Consider the following 12937-nt stretch of genomic DNA (forward strand, 5'->3'; position numbering starts at 1 on the left):
CGGTAGATTTAAGGTTCAATTCTTGTGCCAAACCTTATTCCCACTCAATGGTGGCAGGTGGTTTAGAACTAATATCGTATACTACTCTATTAACGCCTTTAACCTTATTTATTATTTCATTCGATGTTTTTTGCAAAAACTCATAGGGTAAATTTACCCAATCTGCCGTCATACCATCGGTGCTTTCTACAGCTCTTAAAGCCACACATTTTTCATAAGTACGCTCATCACCCATCACTCCAACACTATTTACGGGTAACAACATGGCTCCTGCCTGCCAAACTTTATCGTAAAGATTCCATGACTTCAAGTTATTAATAAATACGGCGTCAACCTCTTGAAGGATTTTTACTTTATCTTCTGTAATATCTCCAAGTATTCGAATTGCAAGCCCTGGACCTGGGAATGGATGCCTACCCAGCAAATGAGAATCCATGTTCATCGAGGCGCCAACGCGTCTTACCTCATCTTTAAACAAAGTCTTTAAAGGTTCTACGACTTGTAATTTCATAAAATCAGGTAGCCCTCCAACATTATGATGACTCTTAATCGTGGCACTCGGGCCACCTGTGGCAGAAACACTTTCAATCACATCTGGATAAATAGTCCCTTGTGCCAACCATTTCACATCCTGAATCTGATGAGCTTCATCATCAAACACTTCAATAAATACGCGACCAATGGTTTTACGTTTTTCCTCGGGATCACTTTTTCCTGCCAAGGCACCAAGAAAACGTGAAGAGGCATCCACTCCTTTTACGTTAAGACCCATACCTTCATACTGATGCAGGACATCTTCAAATTCGTTCTTGCGGAGTAAACCGTTATTAACGAAAATACAATAGAGGTTCTTCCCAATAGCCTTGTGCAAGAGCATGGCTGCCACAGAAGAATCAACCCCACCTGACAATCCTAGTACTACTTTATCATTCCCCAATTTAGCCTTGAGTTCGTCAACTGTTTCTTCCACAAAAGATTGTGGGGTCCAATCTTGATTGATCCCCGCAATTTTAATGAGGAAGTTGTGTAGTAACTGATGCCCATCAGTTGTATGATATACCTCTGGATGAAACTGGATGGCATAAGTTACCTCTCCATTTATTTTATAGGCAGCATTTTCAACATCGGCCGTACTGGCAAGTAACTCAGCCCCATCTGGTAATTCTTTAATAGTGTCGCTATGGCTCATCCAAACCTGCGACCCTTCATGTATGTTTTCTAGAAAATCTTCCCCGTCTTTAATGTAGGCCAAGTTAGCACGCCCGTATTCTCGGGTACTGGATTCAGCTACTTTTCCACCAGAGAAATGTGCCAGATACTGAGCGCCATAACAGACACCTAAAAGTGGTTTTTTTCCACGTATTCCGTTAAGATCTGGGTGCAGTACGTCTTCCCCTCTCACCGAGTTGGGACTGCCAGATAAAACTACGGCTTCATACGAATCTAAATCCTTTGGAATTTTATTGAATGGATGGATCTCACAATAAATATTGAGCTCTCTCACACGGCGCGCAATAAGCTGTGTATACTGCGATCCGAAATCTAAAATAAGTACCTTCTGATGTTGCATGCGCAAAAATACTAATTGATTTGAGACACGCGTTTTAGAGACCTTAATTTTTATTTTAAATTGTCAACAGTAGAAAACGCATATCCAGAGGATCTAAATGATCTGATAAATGACTTAGCAGTTCCTGTCCATGCTCTAAGAATAATTCAGAAAAATTTAGGTTGCGTTCTTGTAAATTCCCATTTGGAAACAAAGCATCTTTAAGTGAAGTACTGCGTTCAATTTTATCGGCCAACACTTTTTTCTGAGCCTTGAGCAAACGCTTTTCTAAATGTTTTAAGCCTTTTAATTGTTTTACCTCCTGTGCCTTAACCGCTCCAATGAATGATTTATCGGTTTGTTCGGCCAGTTGATAGAGATCGGCAAACTGCTGTTTCAGAAAATCTTCTTGTGGTTGGAAATCGATATTAATATTTGAAATGCGTCGAACATATTTATTAATAAAGGCATTCTTTTCTAGGAATAAATCGCGGTTAGAAATTTCTAAGGCCTTTTGTTTCTCTTTTTGCTTTTCTGTGCGCACCAACACTGAATCCCGTAGTAGCAGTATAGGAAACGTAACGTCTTGTACCTTAAAACTTTCCTTCAACTGAAACCAATAAGCCATCTCACCGCCACCACCAATATAACAGAGGTTAGGAAGAATGACCTCCTGGTACAATGGGCGCATAAGTACATTAGGCGAAAAGCATTCTGGGTGTGCTTGTAAGTCCTCTAAAAGTGCTTCTTCTGTCCATTGGATGCTTGTATTATTAACCTTGAAGCGGTCTCCTTCTTGGATAATGCGCTCTCGCAATCCCTTATTAAGATAGAACAGATTGATCTCTCTTGGATTTACCTGAACCTTATAACCTAAAGATTCCAATTCTTGATTGGTTTCATTTACAGCCTTAAACGTTGACTTCTTTAACAGCTCGTTCTTAATCTGCGGTAAGAACAGGCGTTTTAAGTTGGAGTCATCCGCATCAATAATAACCAGTCCATAATCTTTAAATAATTCATTGGCAAGATATCGGGTAGCAGTCGCTAAATTATCGTGTTGCAAATAAGCCTTCTGAAATAAGTCTTTTACCTTTTTGGCTTTAAAGCTACCACCTAATTGAGCCGCAAACACACTATATACCTCGTCTAAACCTTGGGTATTCAATCGCCCAACACCACCTGAAGCTTCTTTGTTCCAGTGCACCTTTTGACCGCGAAAATTGAAAAAACTAATCTCTTCAAAATCATGATCTTCTGATGCCATCCAAAATACAGGAATGAAGTTTTGTTTTGGATAGGTTTCTTTAAGTTTTTTACTCAGGTTGACCACAGACATAATCTTGTAAAGAAAATACAAGGGCCCGGTAAAAAGGTTCAACTGATGACCTGTTGTAATAGTATAGGTTTCCTCAGACCTAAGCAATTCTATATGATTAGAAGTAGTCTCAGAAATTTCCAAACCAGCATACTGTTTTTCTAAAACTGAGGCCAACACATCTCTATGTTCCAAGGGGTAGGATTTCGACTTTTCTAGTATCTGATCCTTAAAATTTTCAAGTTTTGGAAAACGGTTGTAGAAAGAATTCAATTCTTCCTTTTGATCTAAATAGTCACAAATTAAACTTGAAAAATAACCAGTTTCTCTAAAAGTCAGGGTTTCGGTTGGCATAAAGGTTGTTCGGTTTGAGGCGTAAAGATACATCACTTCCTTATTTTAAGTCCTAATAATTCGTTAATGGCGCAATGCGTGCTTTTCTCATTAGCTATAGGTAATTTAAGGTCTAGCTACTATCTTTACCAACCTTTCAAATAAAGTACATTTTCATGAACAAATTGTTTCTAAGTGTTTTCACTTTTTTTCTAGCCATTCAACTTTCTAATTCCCAACAAGTTTCAAGTCCAGAGACCACATTAGGCTATCCTATTGGAACGCAGTTTAGTCGGCACCATCAAGTTGTTGATTATTTTAAAACAGTGGCTGATGAGGTCCCGGATTGGGTGCAACTGGAACAATATGGTTTGACTAACGAAAGACGTGGTTTGTATGTGGCTTATGTTTCCAGCCCTTCAAATATGAATCGACTAGAAGAGATTCGTAACAATCATTTGCGCCGGACGGGAATGGCAGAAGGAGATGCTACAGATTCTAATCTTGCTGTTGTTTGGCTTAGTTTTAATGTTCATGGTAATGAAGCCTCCAGTTCAGAAGCAGCAATGCTTACACTCTATAGATTACTTACAGAAAAACAAGCATGGCTAGAAAATACGGTGGTTATTATTGATCCCTCCATAAACCCTGATGGACGTGATCGCTATGTCAACTGGTATAATCAGACTAAAAGTACACCTTACAATACTGATGCTGAATCTAGTGAGCATAATGAGCCCTGGCCGGGTGGGCGCCCTAACCATTATTTGTTTGATCTCAATCGTGATTGGGCTTGGGCCACACAGGTAGAAACACAGCAACGTCTCAAGGTCTACAATAAATGGATGCCTCATATCCATGTAGATTTTCATGAGCAAGGTTATAACGAACCTTACTATTTTGCTCCTGCAGCAGAACCTTTCCATGAGATTATTACAGACTGGCAACGGGAATTCCAGACGGCAATTGGTAAAAATCACGCAAAGTATTTTGACAAAGAAGGCTGGTTGTTTTTTACTAGAGAGCGCTTTGATTTATTGTACCCTAGCTATGGTGACACCTACCCAACCTATATGGGTGCCATTGGTATGACATACGAACAAGGAGGTCATGGACGAGCAGGCCTGGGTGTAAAAACAGATGAAGGTGAGATCTTAACTCTTGATGACCGTTTAACACATCACACAACCACGGCCCTCTCAACAGTTGAAATTGCATCGCAAAATGCAGAACGCCTGAATGAAGAGTTTGAGAAGTTTTTTGACAATTCTGGACTAAAATACAAGAGCTACGCACTTTCGGGTGATTCGGATAAAATCGAACGCCTTAAAAGCTTACTAGACAAACACGATATACAATATGAGAGTGCAACAGGATCTAAGGCTTCTGGTTACAAATACAGCATCAAGTCTCAAGGTAGTATTGATCTTAACGATCAGAGCATGGTGGTTCATACCAATCAACCCAAAGGAAAAATGGTTAAGGTATTATTTGAACCTGACGCCAAATTATCTGATTCACTCACCTATGACATAACAGCCTGGAGTTTACCGTATGCTTACGGTTTGGATGCAGTTGCCAGCACCTCTAGAATAGGCAGTGAAATTAAGTTTAAAGAAACCTCAACAATTCCAGCTCTTACAAACGCTTATGGTTATGTAAGCAAATGGACATCGATGAAAGATGCTCAGTTTTTGTCGGCTTTGCTAAAAGCTGATTTTCGTGTACGTTTTACTGAAAAACCTTTTCAATCCAATGGGCAAACATTTGATCGTGGTTCTTTAATAATTACACGTGGAGATAACCAACGGAAGTCTGATTTTGTTTCAGAATTGAACGTCCTTGCTCAAAAGCATAAGCAAATCCTTAGTACCATTGCTTCAGGATTTTCTCAAACAACACCAGACATTGGATCACCTGATATTAAGTTATTGAATAAGCTTAATGTAGCTATACTTTCTGGCGAAGGAACCTCCTCATTAAGCTATGGATCTATTTGGCATTTCTTTGAAAATGAACTACACTACCCTTTGACCTCTATTAATACAGATGACCTCAATGGTACCAATCTCAATAAATATCAGGTACTCATCATGCCGGATGGGTATTACAGTCGGGTTGTCAACGACAACGTTCAAAAGAAATTGAATGACTGGGTATCTAATGGTGGCAAAATAATTGCAATTAGCTCTGCGCTTCGCAGTTTTGCTGGAAAAGACGGTTTTGCGCTCAAATACAAAGATGGGCAAGGTAATGGAGACGATAATGTACTGACCCCCTACGCGGATCGTGAACGTGCTTACGCCAACAACCTCATTACAGGAGCTATTTTCGAGACCACTTTAGATAATACACATCCTTTGGCCTTTGGTTACCCAAATAACTACTTTTCATTAAAGTTGGGTAGTTCGGCCTACGACCTCATGGACAGTGGATTTAACGTCGGGTATCTCGAGTCCAATGAGGTTTATTCTGGTTTTGCAGGGCAAAATGCTGTTGCTAACCTAAATGGCACCTTAGTTTTTGGGGAAGAACGCAAGGGATCAGGGAGCCTGGTTTATATGGTGGACAATCCACTGTTTAGAAGTTTTTGGGACAATGGCAAGCTCTTTTTAGTCAATGCTATTTTCTTTGTGAATCACAACGCATTCGAATTATAATATCATCATTTACAATACAATTATGACAGTAAAATTGCGACTATTGTTGTTGCTAGTTATCGGTCTTACCACCCTTGGCTGCCAACAAGAAACCAAGTCTGAAGAAAAGGAAAACTCCTTTAATGTGGACTTTGAATCTTATGAATTAGAGAATGGCCTAAAGGTAATCCTACATATAGACCGATCCGACCCTGTTGTTGCCGTGGCACTTACAGCACATGTTGGATCTGCAAGAGAGATTGAAGGGCGCACAGGATTTGCCCATTTATTTGAGCACCTGTTATTCCTAGAATCTGAAAACCTTGGTAAGGGAGGTCTTGACAAAATGAGTGCTCGTATCGGAGGTTCTGGTGCTAATGGCTCAACAAGTAGGGACCGCACCAATTATTTTCAAACAGTACCTAAAGATGCCCTTGAGAAAATGATCTGGGCCGAAGCTGACAAACTTGGCTACTTTATTAATACCGTTTCCGAACCCGTTTTAGCCAAAGAAAAACAAGTGGTTAAAAATGAAAAGCGGCAATCTGTTGACAACCGACCTTACGGACACACTCAGGCCGTTATTAGTGAAGAATTGTATCCACAGGGACACCCTTACAGTTGGACTGTGATTGGATCTCTTGAAGATTTACAAAATGCCACATTACAAGATGTCAAGGACTTTTATAACCGCTGGTATGTACCTAATAATGTAACCCTAACCATTGCGGGAGATTTAGACATTGAACAGACCAAGGTCTGGGTTAAAAAATACTTTGAAGAAATACCAAGAGGCCAGGATATACCAACTATGGAAAAACAACCTGTGACACTGGATATCAGTAAAAAGTTGTTTTATGAAGATAATTTTGCCAGACTGCCACAATTAACCATGGTTTGGCCGGGAGTATATCAGTACCATCCGGATTCGTATCCTCTGAGTGTATTGAGTGAGTATTTAAGTCAAGGTAAAAAGGCTCCTTTAAATAAGGTACTCGTTGATGAAGATAAATTGACTGATCGTGTTCGAATGGGGCAATACAATTCTGAAGTTGCAGGTCAGTTAAGCATTACAGTCACCGGATACGATCAGGTAGCTTTAGATTCTGTAGCAGCCGGTATTAATAAAGCTTTTGAACAATTTGAAGAAAATGGCATTTCCCAAGCTGACCTTGACCGGATAAAGGCCGGGCAAGAAACTGCATTTTATAACAGTTTATCAAGCGTTTTAGGTAAAGGATTTCAATTAGCTCAGTACCAGATCTTTGCAGACGACCCTGCTTATGTGAATGAAGATGTCCAACGTATCTTATCTGTGACGCCAGAAGACGTCATGCGTGTTTACAACACCTATATAAAGGATAAGAATTTTATAGCTACGAGTTTTGTTCCTAAGGGTCAAACTAATTTGATCTTAGCAGGTTCAACAGAAGCCATTATTAAAGAAGAAAAGATCATTGATGGAGTAGAAGAAACGTTTGACGCTAGTATAGCGGCTGAATATGACAGAAGCCCTTCTTCCTTCGACAGAACGGTTGAACCGCCTTATGGTGAAAGTCCCTCCCTAAAAGTGCCCGAAGTTTGGCAAGACCAGTTAAATTCTGGCATTAAAGTGTTCGGCATACAAAATGATGAGGTGCCTTTAGTACAGTTTGAAATGGAAATTCAGGGAGGTCAGATGTTTGAAACTCCTGAAACACTTGGAAGCTCAAATCTTATGGCCAATTTGATGACCAGAGGAACAAAAACTAAAAGTCCAGAAGAATTGGAAGCGGCTATTGAAAGTCTTGGAGCCTCCATTTTTATGTATGCCACTCAAACGGGAGTCGTCATTAGCGGTAATACCCTTTCAAGAAACTACCCTGCAACAATGGAGCTGGTAAGTGAAATTTTGCTAGAACCTAGATGGGATGCCGAGGAGTTTGAATTATTAAAGACAAGTACGGTCAATTCTCTTAAAGCCCAACTGGCCAGTCCAAACAGCATAGCATCCAATGAGTTTGCTAAACTAATTTATGCCGAAGATGAGATATTGGCTAACAACAGACAAGGAACCACCGAATCTGTAAGCAATTTGACCATTGAAGATCTTCAGAATTATTACAATACGAATCTCTCCGCTAAATTGAGTAGTTATTATGTGGTTGGTGATATTTCTAAAGAGGCCGTTTTAAAAGGCCTAGTAACGATTGATGCTAACTGGCAAACACCAGATCTAACCTTACCAGAAGTAACGATGGCAGACATGCCAGAATCGGCTGCCGTTTATTTTTATGATGTACCCAATGCCAAACAATCGGTGTTGTCTTTTGGCTATCCAGCCCTTAAAGCAAAAGATGAGGACTATTATTTGGCTGGTGTTATGAATTACCGTCTTGGAGGTGGTGGATTTGCTTCTCAGCTGACTCAACAACTGCGTGAAGGTAAAGGCTACACTTACGGTATTCGTTCGCGATTTAGTGGCGACGAATTTGCAGGTCGCTTTAGCATAAGCAGTGGTGTACGTACCAATGTCACCTATGAAGCTACTGCTTTGGTAAAAGATATTCTAGAAAATTATGGTAAAAACTTTAATTCAAATGACCTTGACGTAACCAAAAGTTTCAACATTAAAAGCAATGCAAGAGCCTTTGAAACGCTTGGAGCAAAATTAAATATGCTATCTAATATGAGCCACTATGATCTGCCTGCTGATTATGCCTTGCAACGTGAGCAACAGGTTAAGGATTTGACAGTAGACCAGGTAAAAGAGCTAGCAAAAACCTACCTCAAACCCAATCAAATGATCTATCTTGTTGTAGGAGATGCAGCCACACAAGTTGATAAACTAGAGCAATTGGGGTTGCCAATTATCATGCTCAATCCCGAGCCTCTTAAGCAATAACAATTAAAAAAGCACTGCTGGGCAGTGCTTTTTTTTGACCTTTAATTATCTGTACCTTGGTGGTATTAATTATTACCGTATGGATTATAATCCTTCTTCATTTTATACCATCGCCCAAATTGCTATTACCTTAACAGGCTTCATTGCTGTATTAGTGGCTCTACAAGAAGGTGACAAACGTTTTTCAAGACTTGCCGTAGTTACCATTTTTGGCACTACTGGAGGGGCCTTGATTTTCCCTTTTATCCCTGAGTTATTGTACAACTGGACCTCTATGGAAACCAGTTGGCGAATTTCATGTGGTATTTTTGGATTTTATCATTTGTTTTTAATCTTCAATCATCAGGTAAGGCAATTACAATTCAAAAAGAACAGTGCGCTTCAACTATTAATTGTCATCTTATCAATATTTCCCGTTGTCTTCTTAAAAATAGCCGTCGGATTTGGCTTCTTCCTTGAATACGCCTATGAGATATTTTTATTAGGCCTATTATGGTGCGTCTTTATTCCATTGTACCTCTTTTCTATGATCATTTTAAATTATACAAAGGCTACATAAACCCATTAAAAATATATTGCTTCAGATTTAAAAGAATTAGAACTTTCAGACATCAATTAAATAGACCTTATTGGAAATAGAATACCGTAAACGCCTTTCGAAGGTGTTCCAGTTTATAGATGAGAACTTACAAAATGACCTCAACCTTGAGCAAATAGCTGAGGTTGCCCATTTTTCGCCCTTTCATTTTCATCGCATCTTTAAGTTCATTACTCAGGAAACACTTAACACCTATATTAGGCGAAAACGTCTTGAAAAATCGGCAGACAGCTTACTACATAAAAATTTAAGCATTTCAGAGACTGGGCATCAATGGGGCTTTAAGGACCCTTCTACATTTAGCAGAAGTTTCAAAAAATTCTACGGCATAAGTCCCAAAGCCTTCATTGCTTCAAACACCCAAAAACATAGCAAGATTCGTCAACTTGTGAGCAAGAATGGTCAAGAATATCTCAATAATGACCAATACTTTAGCAAAATAGACGAATTAAAAAAATGGACACACATGAACGCAAACATTGACATTACAACTTTCGACAGTATGAATTTGGCTTATATAGATACCATGGGCCCACAAAATCTCAGCGCTACATTTCATAGATTATTGCAATGGGCCATCCCAAAAGGTCTCCATCTTGAACCCAATAAAGTAATGACGGTATATCATGACAGTTTCAAGTTTACCTCCCCCGAAAAAGTGCGTATGAGCGCATCAATTTGGACACCAGAACCTGCAACTCCTGATGGTGAAGTTGCTGTAAAATCAATGACACCAGGTAAATGCATAAGGGCACGATTAGAAATTAAGGTTCAAGACTTTGAAAAATCTTGGACTAGCTTGTTTGTATGGATGAATGACAATGGCTATAAAAAATCAGCTCAAGATCCATTTGAAATCTACCATAACAACTTTAATGAACACCCCGATGGTATCGCCATCGTAGATTTTTGCATCCCGGTTTTATAACAAATACGTATTTTTAACTGTAACTAAATCAGATCATTATGAAATTAGGCGCCTTTTCAGTGAGTTTAGCAGTTAAAAACTTAGAAGCATCAAAAACGTTTTATGAGCACCTGGGATTTCAGCAGTTTGCAGGATATATGGAACAGAACTATCTCATTATGAAGAATGGAGATAGCATCATTGGCTTGTTTCAGGGTATGTTTGAAAACAACATTCTCACATTTAATCCAGGATGGGATCAAAATGCACAGACCCTTGATTGTTATGAGGATATCAGGGCCATTCAGGAGCACTTAAAGTCTAATGGGGTATCGCTTATTCAAGAAGCAGACCCTGATTCTGAGGGCCCGGCGAGTGCCATTTTAACGGATCCGGATGGCAATACCATTTTATTAGATCAGCACGTTTAACCATATTTAGGTCGTATCTTAGCCTACTCAATTGTTAGTGAGTGGCACAAACCACAATAATAAGCTTTTTTAAGTACCACGGACGAAAAAACAAATGGCGAGCATTGGGCCGTATGGGTAGACCACCCATAGCCGATAAGACCATTGAAGGCCTTAGTTTTTGGAAACCATTAGGTATTGGCAGTGGGAATGGATTTTCCATTTGGCCCGACTTTTCAATGTTCGCCTTATTAAGTGTATTTGATTCGGAAAATAGAGCTAAGGCTTTTCTTAAATCGGAATATCTTAAGCCTTACACAGAAAAGGCTTCGGGGTTTGGGCATGTATTAATGCATACTATTAAAGCACATGGCCAATGGAGCCAACAAGAACCTTTTTTAGCTGGTGCCTCTTTTGATCCCACCCGACCAGTTGCAGTTATTACCAGAGCAACCATAAAACCAAAACTTGCTCATAAATTCTGGCGTCATGTGCCCAGCGTTTCAAAGTCTATGGATGCATACGAGGATCTTTTATTTACAAAAGGTATAGGCGAATATCCCATTTTTATGCAAGCAACCTACTCGTTATGGAAAGACGGCAAGGCTATGATGGATTACGCTTATAAGAATGATAAACATGCTGCCATGGTAAAAAAAACTAGAGAATTAGGCTGGTATTCCGAAGAATTGTTCTCTCGATTTCATCCTTTCGAATGCATGGGTAACCTTCCTGAATTTGAAAAGATTAAGGCATCACTTTAAGATAGTACTTCAGCATAGAGGTCGAAGTCTTCAGCCTCCTTTATTTTAACCTGATAGTATTCACCGGTTTTTAAATAGGTTTGTTCAGCTGGTATTAGGACTTCATTATCCACATCGGGGGAATCAAATTCAGTTCGCCCAACAAAATAATTACCTTCTTTTCTATCGATTACTACTTTAAATTCTTTACCAATCTTCTCTTGATTTAACTCCCAAGATATTTGCGATTGAAGTTCCATGATCTCATTGGCACGTTGGATTTTCACCGCTTCAGGCACATCATCCTCAAGATTATAAGCATGGGTATTCTCTTCGTGAGAATAGGTGAAACAACCTAAGCGTTCAAAACGCATTTCTCGAACCCATTCTTTAAGAGTTTGAAAATCGTCTTCAGTTTCACCAGGATATCCAACAATTAAAGTAGTTCTTATGGTCATGTCAGGAACTGTTATCCTGAATTTCTTTAAAAGTTTTGTGGTTTTCTCTTTGGTAGTACCACGACGCATACTTTTCAGAATGCTATCCGAAATATGCTGTAAAGGAATATCCAGATAATTGCAAATTTTGGGTTCTCGATTCATAACTTCCAATACATCCATCGGGAACCCTGTTGGAAATGCATAATGCAAACGGATCCATTCTATACCCTCAACTTTTACAAGTTGCTCCAGTAATTCTGCAAGATTTCGTTTTTTGTATAAGTCCAGACCGTAATAAGTCAGGTCCTGAGCAATTAAGATTAGCTCCTTAACCCCATTGGCTGCTAACTTCTCTGCCTCAATCACCAATTTCTCTATTGGGGTACTCTTGTGCTTTCCACGCATTAATGGAATAGCACAGAAACTACAGGGGCGATCACAACCTTCGGCTATTTTTAAATAGGCATAATTTTTAGGTGTGGTAGTTAAGCGTTCACCTATAAGTTCATGTTTGTAATCAGCTCCTAAAGCTTTTAAGAGTGATGGTAATTCAGTGGTTCCAAAATATTGATCCACATTAGGAATTTCTTTTTCTAGGTCCGGCTTGTAGCGCTCGCTTAAACATCCAGTAACAAATACTTTGTCAACAACCCCTTCTTCCTTCTTCTGCATGTATTCCAATATGGTATTGACACTCTCTTCTTTGGCGTTATTAATAAAACCACAAGTATTGATAACAACTACATTACCCTCCTGTTCATGAACAACCTCTTTTCCATTAGCCTTTAGTTGACCCATCAACACCTCCGAGTCGTAAACATTTTTACTACAACCTAAGGTAACAACATTAATCTTATTCTTTTTTAAAGTTTTGGTTCTCATATAGTTATATTATACCTGCTAGCAATTGCATTAATCGTCTAGAAGAGCGCAAAGATACATAACGTAAACTTGAACGTTGTACAATAAACGGGGATCCTTCAGAAAATTATTTATAAATACATAAGTCTATAAGACTATTAAAGGAAGTAAATCCTCTAATAATACTGGTCAATATAAACGGTACATTGATACAGAGTATATAGTATTGCTAAATCAAGCCTCTTAAAATCACTT

The 12937-nt window shown here is 39.1% G+C and carries 9 protein-coding genes; 6 read left to right on the plus strand and 3 right to left on the minus strand.

Annotated elements, in window-relative coordinates; all coding sequences use genetic code 11:
* Window positions 1–34: 34 nt before the first annotated feature.
* Together guaA and bshC are read right to left on the minus strand one after the other, a co-directional pair.
* Window positions 35–1570 carry a glutamine-hydrolyzing GMP synthase gene (gene guaA, locus DN064_RS05190; RefSeq protein ID WP_115461566.1) on the minus strand — a complete coding sequence of 512 codons (1536 nt, stop codon included), beginning with the start codon at window positions 1568–1570 and terminating at the stop codon, window positions 35–37.
* A gap of 55 nt (window positions 1571–1625) precedes the next feature.
* Complete coding sequence (gene bshC, locus DN064_RS05195) at window positions 1626–3254, minus strand: bacillithiol biosynthesis cysteine-adding enzyme BshC (protein WP_317047361.1); 1629 nt, start codon at window positions 3252–3254, stop codon at window positions 1626–1628.
* A gap of 122 nt (window positions 3255–3376) precedes the next feature.
* Here bshC and DN064_RS05200 point away from each other — a divergent pair, with 122 nt between their 5' ends.
* The 6 genes from DN064_RS05200 (at window position 3377) to DN064_RS05225 (ending at window position 11402) form a co-directional block, all read left to right on the plus strand.
* The gene (locus tag DN064_RS05200) at window positions 3377–5860 is read left to right on the plus strand and encodes a M14 family metallopeptidase (protein WP_115461568.1); all 2484 of its coding nucleotides are present in this window, start codon (window positions 3377–3379) and stop codon (window positions 5858–5860) included.
* A gap of 22 nt (window positions 5861–5882) precedes the next feature.
* Complete coding sequence (locus DN064_RS05205; protein WP_115461569.1) at window positions 5883–8723, plus strand: M16 family metallopeptidase; 2841 nt, start codon at window positions 5883–5885, stop codon at window positions 8721–8723.
* Between the two features lie 79 nt (window positions 8724–8802).
* Entirely contained in the window at window positions 8803–9282 is a 480-nt protein-coding gene (locus tag DN064_RS05210) for a hypothetical protein (protein ID WP_157962244.1), read from the plus strand.
* 70 nt (window positions 9283–9352) lie between these two features.
* The gene (locus tag DN064_RS05215; protein WP_115461571.1) at window positions 9353–10249 is read left to right on the plus strand and encodes an AraC family transcriptional regulator; all 897 of its coding nucleotides are present in this window, start codon (window positions 9353–9355) and stop codon (window positions 10247–10249) included.
* 38 nt (window positions 10250–10287) lie between these two features.
* Window positions 10288–10659 (plus strand): VOC family protein, encoded by a 372-nt coding sequence (locus DN064_RS05220; protein ID WP_115461572.1) that lies wholly within the window; start codon window positions 10288–10290, stop codon window positions 10657–10659.
* 41 nt (window positions 10660–10700) lie between these two features.
* Window positions 10701–11402: a hypothetical protein gene (locus tag DN064_RS05225; protein ID WP_115461573.1), complete on the plus strand. Its 702-nt coding sequence runs from the start codon at window positions 10701–10703 to the stop codon at window positions 11400–11402.
* Here DN064_RS05225 and rimO read toward each other — a convergent pair.
* The gene (gene rimO / locus DN064_RS05230; protein ID WP_115461574.1) at window positions 11399–12703 is read right to left on the minus strand and encodes a 30S ribosomal protein S12 methylthiotransferase RimO; all 1305 of its coding nucleotides are present in this window, start codon (window positions 12701–12703) and stop codon (window positions 11399–11401) included. The genes DN064_RS05225 and rimO overlap by 4 nt on opposite strands.
* Window positions 12704–12937 lie beyond the last annotated feature (234 nt).

The organism is Winogradskyella aurantiaca (assembly GCF_003362725.1).
Lineage (GTDB): Bacteria > Bacteroidota > Bacteroidia > Flavobacteriales > Flavobacteriaceae > Winogradskyella_A > Winogradskyella_A aurantiaca.

What these genes read in the sequence shown, in the direction of transcription:
- guaA (WP_115461566.1), bottom strand. Translation starts at nt 1,570, where the DNA reads ATGCAACATCAGAAGGTACTTATTTTAGATTTCGGATCGCAGTATACA.
- bshC (WP_317047361.1), bottom strand. Translation starts at nt 3,254, where the DNA reads ATGTATCTTTACGCCTCAAACCGAACAACCTTTATGCCAACCGAAACC.
- DN064_RS05200 (WP_115461568.1), top strand. Translation starts at nt 3,377, where the DNA reads ATGAACAAATTGTTTCTAAGTGTTTTCACTTTTTTTCTAGCCATTCAA.
- DN064_RS05205 (WP_115461569.1), top strand. Translation starts at nt 5,883, where the DNA reads ATGACAGTAAAATTGCGACTATTGTTGTTGCTAGTTATCGGTCTTACC.
- DN064_RS05210 (WP_157962244.1), top strand. Translation starts at nt 8,803, where the DNA reads ATGGATTATAATCCTTCTTCATTTTATACCATCGCCCAAATTGCTATT.
- DN064_RS05220 (WP_115461572.1), top strand. Translation starts at nt 10,288, where the DNA reads ATGAAATTAGGCGCCTTTTCAGTGAGTTTAGCAGTTAAAAACTTAGAA.
- rimO (WP_115461574.1), bottom strand. Translation starts at nt 12,703, where the DNA reads ATGAGAACCAAAACTTTAAAAAAGAATAAGATTAATGTTGTTACCTTA.